The 24,002-nt window shown below is 68.1% G+C and carries 24 protein-coding genes; 12 read left to right on the top strand and 12 right to left on the bottom strand.

Annotation, left to right across the window (positions count from 1 at the left end):
- Positions 1-53 precede the first annotated feature (53 nt).
- The 6 genes from ABN034_RS26420 (at position 54) to ABN034_RS26395 (ending at position 7,134) form a co-directional block, all read left to right on the top strand.
- Entirely contained in the window at positions 54-500 is a 447-nt protein-coding gene (locus ABN034_RS26420) for a CBS domain-containing protein (protein ID WP_349693675.1), read from the top strand.
- Between the two features lie 105 nt (positions 501-605).
- A complete protein-coding gene (locus ABN034_RS26415) occupies positions 606-1,235 on the top strand; it encodes a TetR/AcrR family transcriptional regulator (RefSeq protein WP_349693674.1) in 630 nt (209 codons plus the stop codon).
- Positions 1,232-2,437 (top strand): FAD-dependent oxidoreductase, encoded by a 1,206-nt coding sequence (locus ABN034_RS26410; protein WP_349693673.1) that lies wholly within the window; start codon positions 1,232-1,234, stop codon positions 2,435-2,437. Before ABN034_RS26415 ends, ABN034_RS26410 begins: the two co-directional genes overlap by 4 nt.
- A gap of 41 nt (positions 2,438-2,478) precedes the next feature.
- Positions 2,479-3,396 (top strand): alpha/beta fold hydrolase, encoded by a 918-nt coding sequence (locus ABN034_RS26405; RefSeq protein ID WP_349693672.1) that lies wholly within the window; start codon positions 2,479-2,481, stop codon positions 3,394-3,396.
- 106 nt (positions 3,397-3,502) lie between these two features.
- Positions 3,503-5,341: an ABC transporter ATP-binding protein gene (locus tag ABN034_RS26400; protein WP_349693671.1), complete on the top strand. Its 1,839-nt coding sequence runs from the start codon at positions 3,503-3,505 to the stop codon at positions 5,339-5,341.
- A gap of 8 nt (positions 5,342-5,349) precedes the next feature.
- A complete protein-coding gene (locus ABN034_RS26395; RefSeq protein WP_349693670.1) occupies positions 5,350-7,134 on the top strand; it encodes an ABC transporter ATP-binding protein in 1,785 nt (594 codons plus the stop codon).
- 63 nt (positions 7,135-7,197) lie between these two features.
- Here ABN034_RS26395 and ABN034_RS26390 read toward each other — a convergent pair whose 3' ends face one another.
- The 5 genes from ABN034_RS26390 to ABN034_RS26370 form a co-directional block, all read right to left on the bottom strand.
- A complete protein-coding gene (locus tag ABN034_RS26390; protein ID WP_349693669.1) occupies positions 7,198-7,713 on the bottom strand; it encodes a GNAT family N-acetyltransferase in 516 nt (171 codons plus the stop codon).
- A 20-nt stretch (positions 7,714-7,733) separates the two neighbouring features.
- Positions 7,734-9,044 carry a 4a-hydroxytetrahydrobiopterin dehydratase family protein gene (locus tag ABN034_RS26385; protein WP_349693668.1) on the bottom strand — a complete coding sequence of 437 codons (1,311 nt, stop codon included), beginning with the start codon at positions 9,042-9,044 and terminating at the stop codon, positions 7,734-7,736.
- Positions 9,045-9,150: 106 nt separating this feature from the next.
- Positions 9,151-9,576 (bottom strand): VOC family protein, encoded by a 426-nt coding sequence (locus tag ABN034_RS26380; RefSeq protein WP_349693667.1) that lies wholly within the window; start codon positions 9,574-9,576, stop codon positions 9,151-9,153.
- An 84-nt stretch (positions 9,577-9,660) separates the two neighbouring features.
- Positions 9,661-10,755, bottom strand: a complete 1,095-nt coding sequence (locus ABN034_RS26375) for a hypothetical protein (protein WP_349693666.1) — start codon at positions 10,753-10,755, stop codon at positions 9,661-9,663.
- Between the two features lie 110 nt (positions 10,756-10,865).
- Positions 10,866-11,210 carry a hypothetical protein gene (locus ABN034_RS26370; protein ID WP_349693665.1) on the bottom strand — a complete coding sequence of 115 codons (345 nt, stop codon included), beginning with the start codon at positions 11,208-11,210 and terminating at the stop codon, positions 10,866-10,868.
- Between the two features lie 237 nt (positions 11,211-11,447).
- On the opposite strand from ABN034_RS26370, the gene ABN034_RS26365 reads away from it, so the two are divergent.
- The gene (locus ABN034_RS26365) at positions 11,448-12,536 is read left to right on the top strand and encodes a bifunctional nuclease domain-containing protein (protein ID WP_349693664.1); all 1,089 of its coding nucleotides are present in this window, start codon (positions 11,448-11,450) and stop codon (positions 12,534-12,536) included.
- Positions 12,537-12,582: 46 nt separating this feature from the next.
- Here ABN034_RS26365 and ABN034_RS26360 read toward each other — a convergent pair whose 3' ends face one another.
- The 7 genes from ABN034_RS26360 to ABN034_RS26330 form a co-directional block, all read right to left on the bottom strand.
- The gene (locus ABN034_RS26360; protein WP_349693663.1) at positions 12,583-13,308 is read right to left on the bottom strand and encodes a cation efflux transmembrane domain-containing protein; all 726 of its coding nucleotides are present in this window, start codon (positions 13,306-13,308) and stop codon (positions 12,583-12,585) included.
- A complete protein-coding gene (locus ABN034_RS26355) occupies positions 13,308-13,664 on the bottom strand; it encodes an ArsR/SmtB family transcription factor (protein WP_349693662.1) in 357 nt (118 codons plus the stop codon). The genes ABN034_RS26360 and ABN034_RS26355 overlap by 1 nt, the downstream gene beginning before the upstream one ends.
- A 72-nt stretch (positions 13,665-13,736) precedes the next feature.
- The gene (locus tag ABN034_RS26350) at positions 13,737-15,896 is read right to left on the bottom strand and encodes a hypothetical protein (protein ID WP_349693661.1); all 2,160 of its coding nucleotides are present in this window, start codon (positions 15,894-15,896) and stop codon (positions 13,737-13,739) included.
- A gap of 73 nt (positions 15,897-15,969) precedes the next feature.
- A complete protein-coding gene (locus tag ABN034_RS26345; protein ID WP_349693660.1) occupies positions 15,970-17,295 on the bottom strand; it encodes a hypothetical protein in 1,326 nt (441 codons plus the stop codon).
- Between the two features lie 182 nt (positions 17,296-17,477).
- Positions 17,478-17,936, bottom strand: a complete 459-nt coding sequence (locus tag ABN034_RS26340) for a GNAT family N-acetyltransferase (RefSeq protein WP_349693659.1) — start codon at positions 17,934-17,936, stop codon at positions 17,478-17,480.
- Positions 17,937-17,948: 12 nt separating this feature from the next.
- On the bottom strand, positions 17,949-18,587 hold the full coding sequence (locus tag ABN034_RS26335) for an isochorismatase family protein (protein WP_349693658.1): 639 nt from the start codon (positions 18,585-18,587) through the stop codon (positions 17,949-17,951).
- A gap of 49 nt (positions 18,588-18,636) precedes the next feature.
- Positions 18,637-19,272, bottom strand: coding sequence for an isochorismatase family protein (locus ABN034_RS26330; protein WP_349693657.1), 636 nt, complete (start codon positions 19,270-19,272; stop codon positions 18,637-18,639).
- 184 nt (positions 19,273-19,456) lie between these two features.
- Between ABN034_RS26330 and ABN034_RS26325 the strand changes: the two genes are divergently transcribed.
- From ABN034_RS26325 to fahA, 5 genes are all read left to right on the top strand, one after another.
- Positions 19,457-20,083 carry a TetR/AcrR family transcriptional regulator gene (locus ABN034_RS26325; protein ID WP_349328847.1) on the top strand — a complete coding sequence of 209 codons (627 nt, stop codon included), beginning with the start codon at positions 19,457-19,459 and terminating at the stop codon, positions 20,081-20,083.
- A gap of 162 nt (positions 20,084-20,245) precedes the next feature.
- Positions 20,246-21,451, top strand: a complete 1,206-nt coding sequence (gene hppD / locus ABN034_RS26320; RefSeq protein WP_349693656.1) for a 4-hydroxyphenylpyruvate dioxygenase — start codon at positions 20,246-20,248, stop codon at positions 21,449-21,451.
- Complete coding sequence (locus ABN034_RS26315; RefSeq protein ID WP_349693655.1) at positions 21,451-22,659, top strand: homogentisate 1,2-dioxygenase; 1,209 nt, start codon at positions 21,451-21,453, stop codon at positions 22,657-22,659. Before hppD ends, ABN034_RS26315 begins: the two co-directional genes overlap by 1 nt.
- The gene (locus ABN034_RS26310) at positions 22,656-22,781 is read left to right on the top strand and encodes a hypothetical protein (protein ID WP_349693654.1); all 126 of its coding nucleotides are present in this window, start codon (positions 22,656-22,658) and stop codon (positions 22,779-22,781) included. Before ABN034_RS26315 ends, ABN034_RS26310 begins: the two co-directional genes overlap by 4 nt.
- A complete protein-coding gene (gene fahA, locus ABN034_RS26305; RefSeq protein WP_349693653.1) occupies positions 22,778-23,953 on the top strand; it encodes a fumarylacetoacetase in 1,176 nt (391 codons plus the stop codon). The genes ABN034_RS26310 and fahA overlap by 4 nt, the downstream gene beginning before the upstream one ends.
- Positions 23,954-24,002 lie beyond the last annotated feature (49 nt).

Raw genomic sequence — 24,002 nt, 5'->3', positions numbered from 1 at the left:
GCCGGGAAGTCTGGTCGGCGTCGTTGAAGCGATTCCGGACGAAGGAGCTTCCGATGCGGGCACGCGACCTTGCGGCAGACTTTCCCACAGTCGGCCTGGACACATCGGCCATCGAAGCGGCTCGGCTGCTCGCCGGCCAGAACCTGCCGGGCCTGGTGGTCGTCGATCAGCAGAACCGGCCGGCGACCGTACTGCCAGGCACCCAGGTGCTGCGGCTCGGTGTGCCCGCCTACTGTCAGGACGATCCGGCGCTCGCCCGGGTGATCGACGAGGCGCACGCCGACGTGTTCCTGCGTGGACTGGAGGACCGTACGGTCCGCGAATGCCTACCCGACCAACGCCGGGAGCTACCGGTGGTCGACCCCTCGGCCACCGTGCTGGAGATCGCAGCGCTGATGGCTCGGACCCGCAGCCCACTGGTAGCCGTCGTGGGACCGGACGAGTCGCTGGCCGGGGTGATCACCCTGGACGCCCTGCTCGACCGAATGCTGGGCACTTGAGCGTCGCCGCCTGATCGCGATCGCGATCTTCGTCCTCGGTGTTGCGCTGTCATCGCGCGATGCTAAAGTTGGGCAACTGCCCAGGGCGAATGACCAGGAACCTCGATGACCGCAGAGAGACGTGTGATGGCCGCATCGGCGACGGTCCGTGGTCGGGAAGTGCGGGGACGACTGCTGGCCGCAGCAGCCGAGTTGATCGTGGAGGTCGGCTGGTCGGGGGTCAGTACGCGGATGCTTGCCGAGCGGGCCGGGGTTGCGCCGGGGTTGGTGCACTACCACTTCGCGTCGGTGCAGGCGCTGCTGTCCAGGGCCGCGCTCGACAGCATGCACGGCATCGTGGAGGAGTTCCGGGCGCAGCTCGAGGGTGCCTCGACACCGGAGGCCGCGCTGGAGGTGATCCTGTCGGCCTTGGACGGCTACAGCGGGCGTGATCCGATGTCGTTGCTGTTCGTCGAGTCCTTCCTGGCCGCGACCCGGGATGAGGAGCTGCACACGGCACTCGCGGCAGTCGTCGCGGACTTCCGAGCGCTGCTCGCCAGGCGGTTCGCGCAGCTCGGCGTGGCGGCACCGGACCAGACCGCCGCTGTTGTCGCGGCCGCGGTCGACGGGCTCGTCCTGCACCGGGCGCTCAGCCCCGGCACGAGTGCCGCGACCGTGACGCCTGTCCTCGCAAGGCTCCTCACACCTGCCCGCCGACAACAGCGGGGCAACCGGAAGGATCGTGCAAGCAGATGAAGGCCGTGGTGTGTGGTGCCGGGATCGCCGGGCTGGCTTCGGCCCGGCGGCTGGCCACTCTCGGTTGGGATGTCGTTGTCCTGGAGAAGGCGGCTGCTCCACGCACGCAGGGCTACATGCTCGACTTCTTCGGTCCCGGCTACGACGCGGCCGAGGCGATGGGAGTCCTGCCTCGCCTGGCCGAGCTCAGCTATCACGTCGAGGAGGTGACCTATCGGGACGGGGCGGGACGCCGCCGCGCCGGGATGCGGTTCGCACAGTTCGCCAAGATCGTGCGCGGTCGGCTGTTGAGTATCACGCGGTCAGATCTCGAACGTGGGCTGCGCGAAAGTCTGCCCGACACCGTGGACCTACGATTCGACACCAGCATCATCTCCGTCGCCAACGACGCGGACGGCGTGGCGGTCACCACGTCCGACAATGTCGTGCTCGAAGCAGACGTACTCGTGGGAGCCGACGGCATTCACTCGGCGGTGCGCCGGATCGTCTTCGGGGAGGAACGCACCTACCTTCGGTACCTCGGCTTCCACACCGCGGCGTTCGTGTTCGACGACGAGGCGATCCATGCGCAGGTCGACGGACAGTTCTGCCTGACCGACTCCGTCGACAGACAGCTGGGCTTCTACGGACTACGCGAGGGAAAGGTCGCCGTGTTCGCGGTGCACCGCACGCCCGACCCGACGCTGCCCGACGATCCGCGGGAGGCGATTCGCCGCGAGTACGCCTCGTTGGGGTGGATCTCTCCCACGGCACTGGCCGCCTGCCCGGCACCGACCGAGGTCTACTACGACCAGGTCGCCCAGATCGAGCTGCCGTCCTGGAGCCGGGGCCGGGTCGTCCTCGTCGGCGACGCCTGCGGTGCGGTGTCGCTGCTGGCGGGCCAGGGAGCGTCTCTCGGGATCGCCGGCGGATATGTCCTCGCCGAACACCTCGCCGGCGCCGGCTCTGTCGACGCGGCCCTGGTCGCGTACGAGCGTGCCATGCGGCCGGTCGTGACAGACAAGCAGCGGGTCGCCAGGGACAGCGTCCGGTGGTTCCTTCCACGCTCGGCCCTGCAGCTCCGGATGCGCCGCGCGATCCTGCGGCTCGCCCGGCTTCCCCTCCTCGATCGCTACGTCGCCGGGTCGATAGCCGGCAAGTCGACGGCGGTCGTCACGCGGCTGGCGGACAAGGGCGGCCGTCGGGTGATCGTCTCCGGATAAGCGCGCACCCGGCGGTGGACGCGACGGCGAAGGGAGCGCTCATGCCGTACGGCTACAAGCGTTTCGCCACCCGACGGCGAGCGGAGCTGAGGATGGGCAGCCGGTTGACCAACACGCGTACGGGGCCGATCGAGTACACCGTGAGCGGGCCGTCGACCGGCCTGCCGGTCCTGTACTTCCACGGTGGACCAGGCGGCCACGAGCAGACCGACCTGCTTGCTCCCCTGGCGAGCCTCGGTTGCCGGCTCATCGGCTGGTCCCGGCCCGGCTACCTCCGCACGCCACTGGAGGTGGGACGAACCTTCCCGGAGCAGGCGGATGCGGCTACCGCTCTGCTCGACGAGCTCGGCGTGGCGAGAGTGGTCGCCTACGGCCTCAGCGGTGGCGGACCGCCCGCCATCGAGTTCGCCCGCCGACACCCAACCAGGACGACCGCGTTGGTCCTCGAGTCCGCCATCAGCCGGCACTACGACCCCCGAATACCTGCCCTTGTCAAGATGATCTACCTGAGCCGCCACGGTGCCTGGCTCACCTCCGTCGCCGCCAACCGCTGGCCCCGCACCGCCATCTCCGACTTCGTGCGACAGGAGTCGTCCCTCGACAGCCAGACCCGGCGGACAACTGTCGACTGGATTCTGACCGATCGCAGCAGGATGGAGCATGTCCGCGATGTGCTGGGCGCGCTCACTCCCTATGAGGACCGAGCACGCGGCCTGGAGAACGACCTCGAACAGTGGGCAACGCTCGACGACTCGTTGACGGCCGGCGTCACCTGCCCGACGTTGGTGCTTCACGGCTCGCACGACGGCGATGCCGAACCCAGCAACGCCTATCACGCCGCCGCGACCATTTCACAGGCGGAGCTGCACATGGTGTCCGGCGGATGGCACCTGCTGGGACTGTCGCTCAACGGCAGTACGGCGGACGAGGCCAGGCGCTCGTTCCTCGGGCTCGCCTAGACGGACCGTCGTGCTGCCCACGCTTCGACCAGCTTGAACGCGACCGCTTCGTCTCGGGAGAAAACCGGTCGAGTGTGTCGGCGGCCGGCGTTACGGTCGTCGAGCCATGTTCACCCTCCTTCGCTACATGTTCCGGATCGCACCCGCCAGTGCCGCCACGTCACTGGCGCTGGCGATCGCCTCCGCTGGGCTCAGCGTGCTGTTGACGTTCCTGGTCGGCCAGGTCGTCGGCGCGGTGCCCGGAGTGATCGCCAACAAGCCTGACGCGCTGTCGTTGACCGCGTTCAGCCTGCTGCTCGCCGTGCTGCTCGCGGCGTTCCTGGTCGAAAGCATGCTGCCGACGTTCGACCAGATGATCGGACTCAACCTCGACAACCATGTCCACCGCGCGCTCGCCATCGGCATCACCGAACCGGTGCTGCGCCCGCGCCGGATCGCACATCTGGAAGACCCGCAGATCAAGGACATCCAGGATCATGCCAAGGGCAAGGCCGGCTTCCAGGTCGGCCGTGGTGTACGCAACGTGCGCTGGCTCCTGTCCAGCCGGCTCACCCTGTTCGGTTCGGCCGCGCTCGTCGGACAGATGTTCTCCTGGCCTGTCGCGATCGGGCTGGTCGCGGTCACCCTCCTGATGGAGTACTACCGCGCGACGACCTGCGAGCGCGAGCTCGACTCGTGGTTCGGCAACACCGAGGGGCAGCGCCAGGCCGACTACGCGTTCAACCTCGGCATGCGCGACGCACCGAAGGAGCTGCGGGTCTTCGGCCTGGGCAGTTTTCTGGTCGACCGGTACGTCGCGAAGTGGACCGAGTCGTTCCGGCCGGTCTGGGAGGCCCGACGGCGTGGGACGGTCGCCGCGATCGGCGTCGGCGTGATCCATCTCGGTGCGCAGGCCGGCGCGGTCCTCCTGGTCGGCCGGGCCGCACTGGCCGGTGACCTGCCGCTGACCCAGGTGGCCACCACCGTGCCGGCCATCCTCGCGGTGGGCATGTCCTACAACGGCTTTGGCGTCATGATGATCCGACGCGCGTTGTCGGCGTACCGCTCGATGCGCGATCTGCCGAAGCTGATCGCCGAGCGCTATCCAGAGCCCGTCGCCGAGGTGAACGACGCCGAGGTGAACGACGTGGTGGACAAGATGCCACGAGAGGCGATTCGCTTCGAGAACGTGAGCTTCCGCTACCCAGGCTCAGACCACGAGGTGCTGAGCGGGCTCGACCTCGAGATCCGGGCGGGCGAGGCGCTCGCACTGGTGGGTGTCAACGGTGCCGGCAAGTCGACCCTGGTCAAGCTCCTCGGTGGCGCCTACCAGCCGACCACCGGCCGGATCACGATCGACGGTACGGACCTGGCTGAGCTCGATCTCGGTGCGTGGCAGCGCCGGGTGGCGGCGATCGTCCAGGACTTCCTGCGCTTCCCGCTGCCCGCCACCGACAACGTCGTGCTCGGCGCGGTCGAACACGCCAAGGATCCCGGCGCGCTGGAGTTGGCCGCGCGGGAGGCCGGCATCGAGGACGTGATCAACGCGCTGCCGGACAAGTGGGACACGATTTTGGACAAGACCTACGACGGCGGCGTCGACCTGTCCGGCGGTGAGTGGCAACGCCTCGCGCTGGCCCGTGCGCTGTTCGCCGTCCACGCCGGTGCGGGTGTGCTCGTGCTCGACGAGCCGGCGGCTGCGCTCGACGTACGTGCCGAGGCCCAACTGGTGGAGCGTTATCTCGAGCTGACCAGCGGCGTGACGTCGTTGATCATCTCGCACCGGTTCTCCGTCGTCCGCGACGCGCATCGGATCTGCGTGCTCGCCGACGGCCGGATCACCGAGTCCGGCAGCCATGACGAGCTGTTGAAGCTTGGCGGCACGTACGCCTCGATGTTCCGGTTGCAGGCCGAGCGCTACGTCACCGGTGAGCGCGACACCGAGCTGGAGGCGGTCGATGGATAGGCCAGTCGATGGATAGGACAGTGCGGATCCTGCGGCTCTGGCTCGGTACCGCGTTCCGGGCCGCGCCTGTGCTCATGGGGTTGTTGTGCCTGCTGGTCGCCGTCCAGTCGGTGACGTCGCCGATGCAGACGTACGGCGTCAAGCTGCTCGTCGACGGTCTCACCGGCACCGAGAACTCCGCCATCGGGTGGGGAATCGGCGTGATCGTCGCCGGTTTCGCTGTGTCGTTCGTCAGCATGGTGCTGACCGATCCGATGCGCGACACCGCGCAGGAACGCGTCGCCCGCCAGGTGCACGCCGACCTGCTCGATGTCACCACGGGTGTGCCGGGCATCATGCACCACGAGCGCTCCGACTTCGCTGACCGGCTGGAGCTGATCCGGGAGCGTTCCTGGCGGCTGGGCGTCGGCGCGGAGATCCTGCTCTACGCAGTGGCGACGCTGGCGAACACGGCCACGGTGCTCACGCTCCTGGCGTCGGTCCATCCGCTGCTGCTGGTGCTGCCGTTGCTCGGGTCGGCGCGCATCTGGTCCGCGTACGTCAGTGGTCGGATGGAGCAGGAGGCCTGGGAAGAAACCATGCAGCAGGAGCGCCTGACCGACCGGCTGGCCGACATCGCGAAGGATCCGCGAAGTGGCCTGGAGCTCAGGGTTTTCGGGCTCAACTCCGTGCTCGTCGACCGGATCATCAAGCTGCAGAACGACCGTTACCGCGTGCTGTTCGGCGCCACGAAGCGGGGCGGACTGATCGACGGTTCCGTGCGGCTGGGATTCGCGGCCGCATACATCGCCGCGGTGATCTGGGTGGTGTGGCGGGCACGTCATGGCCAGGCCAGCGCCGGCGATGTCGTGCTGCTGTTGCTGATCGCGCCACAGATCGACCAGATGACCGGCGGGATCGCACAGAATGTCTACTGGGTCGGCGAAGTGATCCGGAGCTTCGCCCGCTACGACTGGCTACGCGAGTACGCCAAGGAGCACGCGTGGGCTGAGATCAGCGCGCCGGCACCCAAGCGGCTGACGTCCGGAATCGTCCTGCGGGACGTCGGATTCGCCTACCCCGGGTCCGACAAGCCGGTGCTGTCCCACGTCAACCTCAGCTTGCCGGCCGGCTCGACGGTGGCACTGGTCGGCGAGAACGGCGCCGGCAAGACGACGCTGGTGAAGCTGCTCGCCCGGCTCTACGACCCGACCGAGGGAGCGGTGCTGGTCGACGGCGTGGACCTGCGCGCGATCCCGCCCGGCGAATGGCGGCAGCGGATGTCGGCGAGCTTCCAGGACTTCACCAAGTTCGAGTTCACGGTGCGCGAGGCAGTCGGTATCGGCGATCTCGCCCGGATGGACGACGAAGAGACGGTGGGGACCGCGCTTCGTCGCGGCGGCGCGGTCGGCGTCGTACGCGACCTACCGAACGGGCTCGACACCCAACTGGGCAAGCGGTTCTCAGCAGGGGTCGAGGTGTCCGGCGGCCAGTGGCAGCGGCTCGCGCTGGCCCGTGCGTTCATGCGGGACGAGCCCCTGCTGTTGCTGCTCGACGAGCCGACCGCCGCGCTCGACCCGGCTGCCGAACACGCGCTGTTCGAGCAGTTCGCGGCGGCGGCCAAGGTAGCGGCGGCCCGGACGGGCGGCCTCACGGTGCTGGTGTCACACCGGTTCTCGACGGTACGCATGGCCGACCTGATCGTTGTCATGGAAGATGGTCAGATCACCGAGACGGGGGCGCATGAGGACCTGGTCGGGTCCGGCGGACGGTACGCCGAACTGTTCGAACTGCAGGCCCGCGCCTATCGCTAGGGAACGACACGTACCGCACCCGAGGGGTCCGGGCGGACACCGAGCCCACATGATCGACCTGCCTCAGGGGCTGAGGTCCTTGCGCAACGCCGTGCACATCGTCTCGTACCGCTGGATCGTGCCGTCCTCCGCCTCGGAGTCCCAGGAGGCGGGCTCCCTGCCATACGCCACGTAACCCAGCCGCTCGTACAGCGCACGTGCCCGTGGATTGTTCTCCTCCGCACTGATCTCCGCACGGCGCAGTCCGCGCGCCCGGATCCGATCCTCGGCCGCAGCGATCAGCACCGACCCGATCCCGAGGGAGCGCAGCTCGGTGCGGACGGAGAGGGTCCAGATCACCCCCGCCTCCGGCTTCTCGTCGTAGTTGACTGCGCCCTTCGCGACCGGCAGCCCGACCGGCGAGCACACGACCAGATGGTCGACGACGCCACGGCGCGCCCGCTCGAGCTCCTCGCTCATCTTCTCCAGGCCCAGTGGCGAGTAGAAGCAGGCGACGTGCGGCAGGTCGGCCTCCTCCATGTCCCGGACCGTCAGGTGCAGTTCCACCACACCCGTGTGGATCGTCCCCAAGACCTTCACCCTTCCGTCGCTGCGAAGTGTCAGTTCGACTCTGCTCGCGCGGCCAGCCAGAGTTCTTCACGCCCGACCGAGACGGCGATGTCCACCTCGTTCCCTTCGGGGTCGGCGAGGGTCCACCATTCCGGCGCCTCGTCGTCGTACACGATCCGCCCTCCGGCGGCGATGGCTGCGTCGATGCGCCCGCGAGCCTGGTCGTCGGGCACGAAAAGGTCGACGTGGATGCGGTTGCGCTGGTTGCGCCTGGCCTCCTCCGAGACGTCCATCTGTTGGAAGAAGATCGGTAGGTTGAGCCGGCGCGGATCGTAGATGTCGGTGACCCCGAACTCCGAGCGTGGGTCGTATTCGTACCCGAGAACTGCCCGCCAGAAGGCCCGGACCACAGGGATGTCGACCGCGTCGATCCCGATCTGGACGAAGCGCAAACGAGTCGTGTCCGCAGTGAGCGCCATGCCGCGCGCCGCCGCCTGGACCCGGCGAGCCAGGTCACCGAATCCCTCCTCCTCCCCCCGGTCCTTGCCGGAGTCGATCGTGACGCCGTCCGGGCGCAGGTCCACCAGGAGCGGCAGGCCCGCGTCGTCGGCCAGACCGGCAACGACAGTGGCCAGCTCGGCTGCCCGCAAGGGCGAGGCGAGCGGGTAGAACGCCATCACGCCGAACATGTCGCGCCAGTCGGCTGTCTCCGGTCCTTCACCCAGCGCGTCGCCTGGCCCCACCGGGATGACGTCCGCCTCGTTCCCCTCGGCGTCGGCGAGCGTGACGTCGCCGACCCCGGCAAACCGGCCGCCGACCGCGCCCACCCCTTCGCGGGTCGGCGCATGCGGGCGAGCGACGTCGACGTGGATTCGGTTGCGCAGCGGACGCGGCTGATCCTGCTGCTGGAACCAGATCGCCGGATCCCGCCGCATCGCGTCCACCAGGTCGTCGTCATCCAGCCGTTCGTAGCCGAGCGCGGCGCGCCAGAACGGCATCACCGCAGGCTTGTCGAGCGCGTCGATCGCAAGCTGCACGGTCTGCACGGCAGACGGATCGGCTGCCAGGCCGAGGTCCCGCGCCGCCGCCGAGATCGCCCGCGCCAGCGCCACGTCAGTCAGGGTGAGGCCCGCAGAACCTGGCGTGCCGATCCGGACGTGGACCCCACCGGCGCGCAGGTCCATGTCCGGCAGGTGATCGGCGCTGCCGGTGAGTTCGGCAACGCGGCGAACCAGCGCCCCGCCGGCGGCGTGCGACGGAGCGTCGAACCAGGCACTCGCCCCGAACGCGAGCACCCGCCAGTCCTCGACGCCGCCCGCCTGTTGGAACTGCTTCGCCGTCAGCCGCTCGTCGTTACCCATGGCGGCAGCATGCCACGGGTCACCGACCGTCGACCTCCCAAATCTGGGCAACGAACTCCGCAAGGGGCACGCAGGTCCTGTGGGAAGAGCGCCCGGCGGCTCACCGCTAGGTTTCCTCCCCGCTGGCGCAGAGGCAGAACGGGTGACCCTCGGGGTCGATCATCACGCGGTGCTGTGACGGTGCCGGCTGGAAGTCGGGAAGAGTGGCGCCGCACTCGATCGCCCACACAACCGCACTGTCGAGGTCGTCCACACCGAAGTCCAGGTGTTGCGTAGTGGTCTGCTCCCCCTCGACGCTCGGCCATACGGGACGTCGATGGTGGGGGTCGTACTCGAAGTTCAAGGCCGGCTCGGCCACGCCGTCAGGAGGGCAGACCAGCGCGTAGCCTGCGTATGGTGGTTGTCCCGGACCAGGCTCCTCCTCCCTGATGTAGGGCCAGCCCAGCAGCGTGGAGTAGAAGCGGGCCAGCATCCGTGGCCGCGTTGCCGCGATCGTCAGCGCACCGAGCTGCATCCGGGACGGCCTGTCCATGGTGACCTCATGCTGGTTGGTTGGTGTTTCCGCGCTGCGTACGACTTCCTCGTCCGACGCCGCACGTGTACGGAGAGCGCCGTCCTACCCAACGCCTGCGTGAGTGAGGCGTCTGGCGGCGCGCAGGATTCGGAGGACGTGGAGGGTGATCATCTCGCTGGGCTGGTGGGCTCGTCCCCAGTCGACGACCTCGTGTTGGTGGGCGAAGCGGCTCTCGGGAGGTGTCCACCACTGTCGGTCGGCGGCCCACAGGCCGTCGGGTCGGCGTTTGCGTTCGAGCAGGTCGAGGGCGTCGCTGGCGCGGGCGTCGTCGATCCGGCCGATCCGGGCGAGGAGCATCAGGACGGCCAGGATGTCGTAGTGCCAGTACGACGGGTAGCCCAGCTTGAGCCAACGCGTGTTGATCACCTGGCCGGCCGGCGGCGGGTGGGGTCGGAAGCGGCTGGGGATTCCGGTACCCAGGCTGTAGAACAGGCGATGCTGCAGATACAGCTCAGCGGTCCGGTCGGCGGCGGCCGCGGCTGCGGTGTCGCTGGTCGCCTGTGCATATTCGTGCAGCCCCCACGCGGCATTAATCGACTCGTGGAAGTTGGAACGGCGCCCGGATGCGTTGCGGTGACAGTTCCATCCGCCGTCGGGCCACTGCCAGTCGAGCAGCGCCTCGGCCATCTGCTGCACCCGCGGGTCGGCAGCCATCCCCAGCCGGGAGCCGATCACCAGTGCCGCTCCCTCCGCGCTCACACACATGCGTGGCAGCCCGTTGATGATCTTTGGACCGAAACGGTTTCGGCGGCGGTCGAGAATGTCGTTCAGGAGGTAGTTCGCGGCCGCGACGGCACGGGGTTCGCCCGGTGGGATGGCAAGCTCGACCAGCGAGACCAGCCGCCACTGCGTCGACTTCCAGTGGCCGGCAACACCGGCCGGCACGTTATCGACGCCCACGACATCCTCCGGCCTACGGCTGTTCCCGCGATAGCGGCGAATGATTCCAGGTTCACCCCTGAACGCGCCGTCGTCCCGCTGGCCAGACAACAGCGCGGACACCTTCGGACCGGACATGATCTCACTCGCGTCCTCCGCAGCCGCCTCGCCGAGGACGTCACGACGTGTCAGGAACCGGATGGCCGGCTCGTCCGAGCCCAGTAGCCAATCCACCGCAGGACGATTGCCCGTCGCCATGCCTTCCCCTTCCGCCGTCGCTCCTCCCCGCTCACCCTCGGGACTGGGCGAGTGGGTTCAGAGTGTGGCAGGCGTACGGGACATCTTGTGTCCTCAACGCGGCGGTCGGGTTACCGTTGCCGCCGCCAGCGGCCGAACCAGCGTCGCCGCGGCGGGGACACCGGGGGCGCGCCGGCGAACTGCCCGGTGTCCGGCCGCTCCAGGTGGCCCTTGAGTCCGGTCCAGCAGGGCTGGCACAGCAACCAGTCGGTCCGGTCCTGGCGCACCTGCGCGACCCACTCGCCGTACCAGTGGTCGTCGCCCAGGTCGAGGCCGAGCCTGCCGGCCAGGCTCCGGTAGTGCGCGATGACCGCGGCGGGCCGGTAACCTGTGTCCACGGCCGCACGCAGCCGGTCGGCGGTGAACCGCTTGGCGTCCGGACCGGGTGGCGCATCACAGATGTCACATGCGGGCATGGCGTTCACACTAACCTCGGCGGCTCGGGACCGGTCCCGGCTCAGCTCGCACGCTACGGCCTGCCGATCTCTGCCCGCCAACGTGAAAGCTCACGCTCGGGTGAGCGCCGAACAGGCCTCGTCAAGCAACTTGCTCCGGCGACGTTCAAGGTCGGGATCTGTCCAGCCGGGTAACCTGCGACGGCCGCCACGTGACTACCCACCAGTGAGGACACGTCGGCGGAGGTGATCGCATCGATGGCCCGGCCTGTGGCGTGGGATGAGATCGGACTTGTGGCCGCCGCCCGTGACGGCGACAAGGACGCGTTCGCGGCGCTGGTAGCCCGGCACTATCCGCTGGTACGGGCCCTGTGCGCCCGGATGCTCGGCGACCACGACCTGGCCGTAGACATGGCGCAGGAGGCGGTCGTCGCCGCCATGCTCGCCTTGAAGCGGCTGCGCCGTGACGACCGCTTCGGGCCCTGGCTTGCTGGGATCGGGCTCAACCTGTGCCGCAGGCACCTTCAGACCGAGAGCCGACCGGCGTACTCCCTGGATGTCCTGGCCAGCAGGCGACGGATGCCGGAGCCCGTCGAGCAGGACCCCGGTCCGGAGGAGCTTGCCGAGGCCGCCGAGGCCGCTCACCGGGTACGGGCCGCTGTCGCCACCCTTCCTGCCGGCCAACGCGACGCGGTGACGTTGTTCTACCTGGCCGGCCTCACTCAGGCCGAGGTGGCAGCCCACCTCGACATCCCTGTAGGTGCGGTGAAGACCCGTTTGCACAAGGCGCGCGCTTCGCTCCGGCAGCGACTTGCCATCCCCAGAGAGGAACAGCTCACCATGTCCGAGACCGGGAGCCAACTCGTCCCCATGCGGGTCACCGACGTCGTCAAGGAGACCCCGCCCGATCGGCACATAGTCCTGCTCACCGAGGTCGACGGGCAGCGGCAGTTGCCCATCTGGATCGGGCGTGCCGAGGCGGCCGCACTGGCGCTCAGTCTGGAAGACGTCGAGCTGCCGAGACCTACCGCGTACCAGTTCGCCGCCGCTCTCGTCGACGCGACCGGCGGCCGGCTCCGTGAGGTCCGCATCACCCAGTTGACCGAGAAGGACTTCGCCACCTACAAGGTCTTCTACGCCCAGGCCGTTCTCGAAGGCGGCGTCACCGTCGATGCCCGGCCCAGCGACGCCCTCAACCTCGCACTCGTCACTGACGTGCCCATCAACGTCGACCCCGCGGTCCTCGATGCCGCCGTGGCCAGGGAGCCGGAGAAGTCGTACGCCCAGAACGCCCGCGCCATCGCCGCGGAGGCGAAGTCCTCCTGGACGCGAGGCCAGCCAGAATGACGTCGACGCCCCATGTCGTACGTCCAGAAGCTGGCAGGGTTTCGCGCTAGCTCGGTTGTCGCGAGCAGTCGCAGCCGGGTGCACAGGTGCATGAGTGCCCTGGTTGGTTGGCGCCGGGTGAGGTCGTGACTCCGGCTGCGGTGCAGCAGCCTTTGCCGTGCCAGGCTTCCCAGCCTTCCTTGCCGGCCACCGCGGCGATGGCGATTGCGGCGAGCGGGTCGGCCCAGGACCAACCGAGTGTGCCGTTGAGTACGAGGCCGGTGAGCAGGACGGCGGAGAGGTAGGTGCACAGCAGGGTCTGCTTGGAGTCCGCGACGGTCGAGACAGAGCCGAGTTCGCGTCCGGTACGTCGCTGGGACAGTGACAGGACCGGCATGATCACTACCGAGAGAGCGGCGAGAACGATTCCGGGCATGGAGGGCTGGGCCTCGCTGCCGCCGGTGAGGGCGCGGATCGCATCGACGGTGACGTACGCGGCCAGGGCGAAGAACGAGATCGCGATGATCCGCAGCGTCCGGCGTTCCCGCGCTTCACGGACGGCATGGTCCCGGGCGGAGAACTGCCAGGCCACCGCGGCGGCGGAGGAGACCTCGATCACCGAGTCCAGCCCGAACCCGATCAGCGCGGTCGACGACGCGATCGTTCCGGCGGTGAGCGCGACTGCGGCCTCGACGATGTTGTAGCTGATGGTCGCGGCGACCAGCCAGCGGACCCGGCTGGTGAGTTGGCTACGGCGCCGCTCGGTCAGCGCCGCGGTGACAGCGGAGGCCATCAGCGGTACCGCCTCACCGGGACCGGCAATTGCTCCACCGTGGTGTCGGTGCAGGCCAGGTCGGCGGCAACAGCCAGCACGGTCGAGCGCAGGTCGTCGATGGCGTGGCCCAGCCGAGGATCGGCGAGTTCGTAGCGGACCCGTCGACCGGCCGGGACGGCCACGACCAGGCCACAGCCACGCAGACAGGCCAAATGGTTGGACAGCCTGGTCCTGCTGATCCCGAGTACGTCGGCAAGGTCGGCCGGATAGGACGGCGCCTCCCGCAGCGCCAGCAGCAGCCGGCAACGAATCGGATCTGCCATCGCCCGGCCGAAGCGGACGAGCACGTCGATGTCGGTCGCTACAGTCACCATGGAGGCGACGATACAGGGAATCGTGAATTCAGCAGATTTTGGACCCTCCGCGCGGTATCCCTGACGGCGTGGCTACGGCCGAGGCGTCTCCGGTCGGCCGGCTCGGGTTCGCCGTCGCCAGAGGACGAACGCAAGCGGGAGAGCGGCGCTGGCCAGGGCGAGCAGCAGGACCTGTACCAGAAGCGGCGGCCAGCCGATGCCGTTGGCCCGTTCCGCGCCCCTGGTCGGCCGAGGTCGCCGTTCAGGCCGTTCGGTCGAGGTGCCGCCGAACCAGATCTGGCCGCTGCCCGCTTTTGTCGACACGCCGTTCAGCGCCTTGGTGACGGCCGTTCGCGCGCCGGGCCAACTGCGCTCGAACTCGGACCTGGTGACCTTCTGCTTCGGCACCTCGGTGAGGATGACGCCGCCATAGGTGTAGGACCGGGTGTGGAACTCGCCCTTCGTGTACGACTGGAGATAACGGCTGTAGGTCTCCATCGGCGTCCAGCTCTTCGTCGCCGGCCAGCGTGCGGCGTCGCCGCTGTCGATCAGGTTGGTGAATTCCATCGCGTACGTTCTGCTGCGTTCCCGGTACCACTCGGCGGCGATTCGGCTGAGGTAGATCTGCCGCAACGCGGCGTACTCCGGCGCGGTGTTCACCGAATCGATGAGCCGGGGCAGAACCAGCCGGCGATACACATCCGCGTTGTGGTTCTCGATCTCCGCCGGCTGATACGGGCAGCCCTGATGCTTTCCGGTCCCCACGTTCCGGATGTAATCCTGCTCCATCTGCACGTCCAGCGGAGCGTCGATGATGTAGAGCTCGCCGTTCTCGTCATAGATCTTTGCGGGCTTCGGCGTGATCCAGACCCGGTGGGAGAAGCAGAGTTCGCCGTTGTAGCCCTGCAGGCCGCTCCAGAACCGCTTGCCCTGTGGGGAATCGGGGTGAATCAGCGTGCCCACCGTCTTCTTCAGTTGCAGATCGGCGTCGAGCATGATCCGTCCCACGTCCGTCCTGTCCAGTTGCGGGCCGACGATGCGGTGGGGCTCGTTCGGATTGAGATTGACCCAGAAGCTGGACTCCGGCAACGCCAGCCACACGAAGAACGCATCGGAAGCGGTATTGACGCTTCGTGCACCGGTCAAGGCGCTCCGGGTGTCCGCCGATCCACCTGGCTGGCCGGTGAACGCATAACGCACGCCGCCCTTCGCACCCGAGGACGGATCCTCGGCCAGGTAGCGCAGCTCCAGGTTCGAGAAGTCGATGCCGCCGGCGTCCTGGCGAGCGGGGTCCAGCATTCGTTCGAGCCCTGGCGGGTCCCGCCTGGGGTCGTCTCCTTCGTAGTCATAGCGCCTGCCGGGAAGCTCGGCCGGCTGGAAGGGACGACGTGCCTTGGTGACCTCGTCTCGGACGTAGGTCGTGGTGATGAGCCGTGCCACGTTCTCCTGCGCCATTCGTTGCAGGATGCGCGCCAGGTCGCCTTGAGCCGCCCGTCGTTCCGGCTTGTCGCCGTAGGGCACCATGTGGTCCAGGAGATCGGAGTATCGGTGGCAGGCCGGCGAACCCGAATAGCTGCAGGGCTCTCGCTCGGTGACACCGTAGATGAGACCCTTTGGTGTATACCCGATTCGCGAGCGGGGCCGCAGATCCTCGTTCATCTCCTCGAGGAATTCCTGATCGATCTCCTCGATACCCCTGCGTTCGAGCTGCTCGTCGAAATACTCCAGGTTGTACCGCAGGCGGAGCAGGATCTCCTCGGCGTGGTAGCCCCGTTCGCCCTTCTTGGGCGGAGTGCTCCGGGCCACCATCTGCGAGACGACATCGTCGTCGCGCATACCGCGTTCGACGAGCTCGTCGTACAGAGCGCGGTTGGTGCGCCGCATCTCCTTCGCGGTCATGATCGTGATGTCCACAAGCGGCGGCTCGGCCGGGGTGCGCGATCGGTTCCTCTCGTTCCACGACGCGAACCGCCGCCACCGGCTGATGGTGACCTCGTCGTAGCCGGTGATCCGCCACCAGACGGCCGCATAGTTGACCGCTGCATGCTTCCTCGCCTCACTCAGACTGCCGGAGGCCCTGCCGTCACGCACCCGCTTCGCCCAGAGCTCCCGCTCGCTCGCGCGTTCGTACTGCCGATTCGGTGGGACATCGCCGTCGGGAACGGCTGGGTCCGCGGCGGCGGGCAACGTGGCCAGGACCGACAGCAGCACACCGAGCAAGGCAATGAGGACGCCGACACGTCGCGACCTCATGATGGCTCTCCTTTCCTTCCACGTCCCGCGACGATGCGGGGCGAGCAGTTCAGCGCCGGTCCGGCGCGCAGGGCTAGCTGCGGGGCAGGTGGATCTCGATGTCGGTGCCGGTGAAGACGAGCCCCGCGTAGGCGTTGGCCCGATCGGGAACGATGCCGGAGTCGGCACCGACGACCTTTCCGGAACGGACGTCGATGACGGCCGGCCCATCGGAGCGGTCGACGTACGCGTAGTCCTTGGTGATCGTCGAGACCGTGCCGCTCCAGGCGTCCGGCCCGGTGCCGGGCGCGCGTTCCCACAGCACGTCGCCGGTGCCGACGTCCAACGCCAGCGCGCCAGCTTTCTTCGACGCGCACAGCACGGCACTGCCGCCTTCACGCATGCCGCACGTCATGTCGGCGTTCAAGCCGGTCGCCTCGGACAGGGCGGTGTCACCGGTCGCGATCTCCACCAGCCTGGCGCCAAGAGCGTCGTCGACGAGACTCCATGGCCCGCCGCCATAGCTCTCGTCGTACCGGCCACCGGCTGAGATCTCGCCGGACAGCTCCGACAGGTTCCACATGTCGCGGCCGTCGGCGAGGCTTGCCCCTGCGATCGTGTACGTGTCGTCGCCGTTGTCGCGGAAGCCGACCAGGGCCTGCTGGTAGCCGTCGATCAGCTCGAAGTCCGTACGCTGCCACAGCAGGCGCGGCTTCTCCAGCGCGATCGCGAAGGTGCCCCGCAGTCCGCCGTCCACGGTCCACTGAACGGCCGCCATACCGTGATACGGAGGTCGCCACACAGACGCACCCAGCCGGCCGTCCGGCTCGCCGTCGATGTCGACGGGCAGCCGCCAGATCACCTTGGCGTCGGCAGCCCGCACCGCGATCACCTCGAACCCGTTCTGCGGCGCGCCTCCGTCCCGGCTCCCGAGCTCGACGGGGACGATGGCGAGCACAGCCGGTGCGCCGTTGATCTGCGCCACCTGCGGGGGCAGAACGCGGTACTGCAGGTTCTCACCCTCATCACTGGTCAGGTGTCGGGGCTGATGTGTCTTGTACAACGGCTTGTGCCTGGGCCTGACGCGGGTGATGGTCCTGCCGGTGGTCACGTCCACGGCCGTCACACCGGCCTCGTCGGCGATCCAGACGGCCCGCCCGTACAGGGTGACCGGCGGATGCTCCATCGGGCCGATCGGGATGACGTGCGCCGGCTTGCGCTCGAACGCCAACGCCGGCTGGACTTTCGGATCACCGCTGAAGCCCATGCCACGCGTACTTCGTGCCCCTGGAGTGCCGTCGGCGTCGCCGCGGTCGTCTCGAATCGCCTCACCACTGCAGGCCGCCGTCGCCACCAGCACGGCCGACGCAAGGACCACGGCCGGCTTTCGTAACGGATTTCGCATCAGGCCGTCCCCCATCTGTGCTCCATCGCCGCCAGTTGGCTGCCGCCCGCCCACGCGGAACGATGACCTAGTGCACAGCAGCCGGCCCGGGACCCCTCCCGCCGCGGACCAAGGGCGCCATCCGTGTGCCGCGGCCTTGGCCGCCAGGGGCATCACGCCTCAGTTCCTCGACGCCTCCCAGCGAGGAACGTCCACCCTCACTCCTGGGTGGTGCCCAGCAACCGTTTGAGCATCACACCCTGGCGGCGAGCGGGCCGGAAGCCACAGTGCTCATAGAACCAGTGCGCAGGGCCCTCGCGTGCGGTGAGGAGATACAGCTGCTCTACACCGGATAGACGCACTTCCAGCGCATTGATGAGCGCGGTCCCGATGCCGGATCGCTGGCGATCGGTGCGAACGCACATCTCCTGGAGGTGGAAGTGCCTCCCGGTGGACCACTGCTCGATGTGTCCCAACGCGAACCCGCAGAGGTCATTGCCTTGATGGAGTGCGACTCCCGCGAATCCTGGAGTGGCCAGCACATCGTTCAGGCGGTTACGCGCCAAGGCCTCAGTCCAGCGCTCGGACCACGGCGGCGCATTGAAGACAACCACAAACAGGGTCGCAGCGGTATCCAACAGCGATGGCGTGAAGTCGTCGATGGTCGTATCGGCCATCGCAGCATCATCTCAGGGCTTGCACCCACTGGCGCGGCTGAGCGTCCCGGCCAGCGTGACCTGAAGCTTTGCATAGCTCGGCGAGTTCGCCTGGATCTTGCGGAACTCCGCAAGCGTCTCGGTGTGGTCATAGCTGACCTGCAGCTCGGCGGCAAAGGACAGCCACGTCGTGAGGGTCACCCCGAGTGCGGTGAGCCTGCTGATGGCTGCCTGCTGGGCGACCTCGGTTCCACTCGCGGTGGCATCGACGACAAGCGAAACGCCGTAGTCACGGCGGAGCGCGGTGAGGCCGGTCTGCAGCACGCATCCATCGGTCATCAGCCCTGCGATGACGAGGTGCCTGACGCCGGTCGCACTGACCGCCTCCTCGAAGCCGGGATGGGCGAATGCGTCGAAGGATCCCTGGCGGTAGACGACCGGATGCTCGCCGATGACCTCTGCCACCTCCGGGTAGAGGACACCGCGCGGATCCCGTCGGGGTCCCATGGTGACGACAAGAGGAACGCCGAACGCCATCGCCGTCTGCGCAAGCGCACGGGCGCCGGCGACATTCTGGTCGATCGTTTGTGACCCGATCATGTTCGCGAAACCAGTCACGTAGTCGATGAGCACGATCGCAGTGTTTGCGGCGGTGCGGCGTTCGATCTCCATCGATCCTCCCCGCGGTGGTGGAGCCGGGCGCCCGGTCGGCACTGCTGGGTCAGAGGGCCGTCGGCGAGGGCGGCCGCAGATGGTTCTCGTGGGCGTAGTGCAGTGCGAACGCCGGATTGTGCTGGCTCAGCAGCTCGCCGAACGCCGCGGAGGTCTTTTCGTTGGACCAGCTGCGTTGGTACTCCGATGCCAGGCTCAACCAGGTGACCGGGCGGGCACCGGCCTGGATCATGCGCTGCACCGCCGTCTCGTGAGTCCCCCGCGTCTCGCCCGCCGATGCGTCCTCGACGAAGAAGACCTCGAAGCCGAGATCCAGGGCGGTCAACACGGTCGCCAACAGGCAGCCTTCGGTCATCAGGCCGGCCATCACCAGTCGCCGCCGCCCGGTCGCCTGCACAGCGGTGGCGAACTCCTCCCGGTCGAAGGCATCGAACTCCCCGTACCGTTCGATGAAGGTGTGGACGCCTAGCGCCGCCGTGAGCTCCGGATACAGCGGGCCCGCCGGTGCGTCATCGGGTCCGTTGGTGACGATGAGCGGCAGGCCGTAGATGCGTGCGATCTTCGCCAGAGCCGTCGCGTTGTTGACGTTGTCGGCGGTCGCCTGCGACCGGAACATGGTCCCGAAGCCGATCGCGTAGTCGATCAGCACCATCGCGCTGTTCTCAGCAGTGAGATGACGAGCCATGACTCACCTCCTCGCCGCGCTCCGGGTCGTGGGCTCAGCTCAGGTTCTCGGGACCCGGGCGGGCCGTAATGACCATGCGGTCAGCAGAGTGTAGGGCGCATGTCGCCGTAATGTCCAGATGGTCATTAATCCGGAGAAGGCAGCGTGCCCGAGTCTGCTCGCGTACGCCGGTACCTTCACTGACATGAGCCAGCAAGGCGCGGCCGCGCAGCGCCGCCACAGGCGCGACCCCGAGTTCAATCGTGAGGCGATCCTGGCCGCCGCGGCAAAGGTCTTCGCCGAGCGTGGGTATCAGCAGGCGACCCTGCGCGAAATCGCGCGACGCGCCGGAGTGACTCACGGTCTCGTCGTCCGCCACTTCGGGACCAAGGAGCAACTGTTCCTCGCCGCGGTCCCTGGCACCCGTGACCTCGCCGATGACGCGGCGGGCCCGCTGGAAACGCTTCCCGAGCGGCTCGCGGCCGGATACGTACGACGGATGGAAACGTCCGCCGGGACCGACCCGCTCCTGGCCCTGCTCCGCAGCGCCGTCGTCGACGACAACGCATCCGGACGTCTGCTCGAGGCCATGCAGCGCAGCACGTCCGAGGTCTACCGCGAGATCCTGGGCGAGGAGGCGACCGATGCCGTGGCGCCGTTCATGGCGTCGTTGCTGATCGGCGTGACGTTCAGCCGCTACATCGCGCGCGCTGGCGCCCTGGCCGAGATGAGCGCCGCGACACTACAGGCTCATCTGACGACGTGTCTTCGCGCACTGCTGGCGACCGTGGTCTCCTTCGAAGCCGACGATCAGGACAGCCCTCGTCGGTGACGGCTGTGGCGACGATCCGACAGCTGGGCAATATGTACAGCCAACTCGGCTGGCCAGGTCGGAAAGAGGGCAAACCAGCCAGCGCAAACGCGCCATCTTGCCTGGCCCATGCCGACTGACTATTCATTGCGCCAGCACATCGCCGTCCCGGAGGGCCGCGCAATGACCATTGACCAGACGTTGACCAGCGGCGAGCGACTCGCCGAACTCGATCTCGACCAGCTTCGGGAGCTCGTCGGCCTCGTCGACTATGACGCCGATGGCGACCCGTTCCCCGTCACCGGCTGGGATGCGGTGACGTGGATCGTGGGCAACGCCACCCAGGCCGCCTTGTTATTCCAGGCCGTCTACGGCATGGAGCTCGTCGCCTACTCCGGTCCGGAGACCGGCAACCGCGAGCACCGGTCGTACGTGCTGCGCAGTGGTGCCGTCCGGTTCGTGGTCAACGGCGCCGTCGATCCGGCGAGCCCGTTGGCCGACCACCATCGCCAGCACGGTGACGGCGTCGTGGACATCGCCCTCGAGGTGCCCGACGTCGACGCGTGCATCACCCACGCCCGGAGTCAGGGTGCCGCGGTGCTCGCCGAGCCCCACGACGTGAGTGACGAGCACGGCCGCGTACGACTGGCGGTCATCGCCGCCTACGGCCAGACGAGGCACACGTTGGTCGACCGCTCCCACTACACCGGGTCCTACCTGCCCGGTTATGTCGCCAGGACTTCCACCCTGGCCCGGCCCGCCGGCGGTCGGAAGCGGCTGTTCCAGGCGCTCGACCACGTGGTCGGCAACGTCGAACTCGGCGCCATGGACGAGTGGGTGCGGTTCTACAACCGGGTCATGGGCTTCACCAACATGGCGGAGTTCATCGGCGACGACATCGCCACCGAGTACTCCGCGCTGATGAGCAAGGTGGTGGCCAGCGGCAACCGTCGGGTGAAGTTTCCGCTCAATGAACCTGCCGTCGGTAAGGGGCGCTCCCAGATCGATGAGTACCTGCAGTTCTACGGCGGCCCGGGCGTGCAGCACCTCGCCCTTGCCACCAACGACATCCTCATTACCGTCGACACGCTACGCGCGCGGGGTGTGGAGTTCCTGGAGACTCCGGACTCCTACTACACCGACCCGCAGCTGCGCGCCCGGATCGGTGAGGTCCGCGTGCCGATCGAGGAGCTGCGGTCCCGGCACATCCTGGTCGACCGGGACGAGGACGGGTATCTGCTCCAGATCTTCACCAAGCCGCTCGGCGACCGGCCCACGGTCTTCTTCGAGTTCATCGAGCGACACGGCTCGCTCGGATTCGGCAAGGGGAACTTCCAGGCCCTCTTCGAGGCGATCGAACGCGAGCAGGCGAAGCGAGGGAACCTCTGATGCCGTACTACAGCCGGGTTGGCGACGTGCCGGCCAAGCGGCACACGCAGGCTCGTCAGCCGGACGGGTCACTGCTTCGCGAGGAGTTGATGGGTGAGGAGGGGTTCTCCTCGGATTCGTCGTTGCTCTACCACGTGGGCGTACCGTCGGCGATCGTCGACTCGCAACCGTGGGAGGTGGGGGATCTCGCGACCCGGCCGAACCACCCGTTGGTGCCGCGGCATCTGAAGCTGCATGGGCTGTTCGAGAACGCCGAGTGGAAGCCGTTGGATCCAGTGACCGGCCGGCGGCTGGTGCTGGGGAACGCGGATGTACGCATCAGCTACGTGTGGGCTGGGCAACCCTCGCCGTGTTACCGCAATGCCGTCGGTGACGAGTGTGTCTACGTCGAGGCGGGTACGGCGAAGGTCGAGACGGTGTTCGGCATGCTGGACGTGGGGCCGGGTGACTATGTGATCATCCCGCGGGCCACCACGCATCGCTGGGTCCTGGAAGGCCACGCGCCGCTTCAGGCGTACTGCATCGAGGCGAACTCCCACATCGGGCCGCCGGCGAGGTATCTGTCGCGGTTCGGGCAGTTCCTCGAGCATGCTCCGTTCTGCGAGCGCGACCTGCGAGGCCCTGCCGAGCCGTTGGTGTGTGAGGGCACCGACGTGGAGGTACTGGTCAAGCATCGGGGCGCGGGGCCGTCCGGCATCCTCGGCACGAGGATGGTGTATGCGACCCACCCGTTCGATGTGGTCGGGTGGGACGGTTGCCTGTATCCGTACACGTTCAACGTCGCGGACTTCGAGCCGATCACCGGGCGGGTGCACCAGCCGCCACCGGTTCACCAGGTGTGGGCGGGGACGAATTTCGTGGTCTGCACGTTCTGCCCGCGCAAAGTCGACTACCACCCGCTGGCGATCCCGGTGCCCTACTACCACTCGAACGTCGACAGCGACGAGGTGATGTTCTACGTCGGCGGGGACTACGGCGCCCGCAAGGGGTCGGGCATCGGGCTCGGCTCGATCTCGCTGCACCCGGGCGGATACGCGCACGGCCCGCAGCCTGCGGCGATCGACGCGTCGCTCGGTGTCCAGGAGGTCGACGAGCTGGCCGTCATGGTCGACACGTTCCGGCCGTTGGAGCTAGGCGAGGCCGGCATCGCCAGCGACGACGGCCGCTACGCCTGGACCTGGGCCGGCCGGGGTCCGCTGACTCCATGATTCCAGCGTTGTTCGTCCGCCTGTGTGACGACGCTGCCGTCTTCCCGCCCGGCCGGATGCCGCTTCGCGACGCCGTCGTGGACCTCGGACTGCTTCGCGTCGGTGACGGAGTCCCCAGATGAGCAAGATCCCGATCCCGGATGGTTCGCTCTTCGGGCTGGCCAACCTGCCCTATGGCGTGTTCTCCATGCCCGGGGAAGCCCCGCGCGTGGGCATGCGGGTCGCAGACCACGTGCTCGACCTCGCGGTGGCGCTGGACGACGACGTGTTCGCCCGACCGTCCTTGAACGCCTTCATGGCGCGGGGAGTCGACCGCTGGGTGGAGGTTCGCCGGCGGGTCACCGACCTGGCGACGGGCGAGGTAGCTGATTCCGCCGTCCACTCCGTCTCCGACGTCCGGATGCACCTGCCGATCGAGGTCGCCGACTACGTCGACTTCTACGCCTCCGAGCACCACGCCGCCAACATCGGCCGGATGTTCCGCCCTGACTCGCCGCCGCTGCTGCCGAACTGGAAGCACCTGCCGGTCGGCTACCACGGCCGCGCCGGGACCGTCGTGGTGTCGGGCACCGACATCGTCCGGCCCTGCGGGCAGTACAAGACGCCGGACAGCGACTCTCCGGTCTTCGGCCCCTGCCGGCGTCTGGACATCGAGGCCGAGCTGGGCTTCGTCGTCGGCACGCCGTCGCCGCTCGGCAGGCCCGTGCCGGTCGGCGAGTTCGCCGAGCGGGTCTTCGGCGCTGTCCTGGTCAACGACTGGTCGGCCCGCGACATCCAGGCCTGGGAGTACGTGCCGCTGGGTCCGTTCCTGGGCAAGAGCTTCGCCACCTCGATCTCGCCGTGGGTGGTGCCCATGCTCGCGCTGGACGCGGCCCGGGTGTCGCGACCACCGCAGGAGCCGGTTCCGCTGCCCTACCTCCGTGAGGAACACCCGTGGGGACTGGACATCGACGTCGAGGTGCGGTGGAACGGCCAGCTGGTCTCCTGCCCGCCGTACCGCGAGATGTACTGGTCGCCGGCACAGATGCTTGCCCACATGAGCGTCAACGGCGCGTCCACCAGCACCGGCGACCTGTACGGCTCGGGCACGATCTCCGGTCCGGAGTCAGACCAACGAGGCTCGTTCATCGAGCTGAGCTGGTGTGGTCGGGAACCGCTTCACGTCGGCGGCCGGTCCAGCACGTTCCTGGAGGACGGCGACGAGGTGGTGATCTCGGCGACCGCACCGGCGGCCGGCGGCGAGCGTCTCGGATTCGGTGACGTACGCGGCACAGTGGTGCCACCGCCAACGTGATGGGCCTGGACGATCAGCACTCAACCCGGTGATCTGGCGACGGTTGTTG

Source organism: Actinopolymorpha sp. B11F2 (assembly GCF_040195635.1).
In the GTDB taxonomy this organism is placed as follows: Bacteria; Actinomycetota; Actinomycetes; order Propionibacteriales; family Actinopolymorphaceae; genus Thermasporomyces.
The sequence above is the reverse complement of the archived record's forward strand: the minus strand, read 5'-3'. Positions and strand labels throughout refer to the sequence as shown.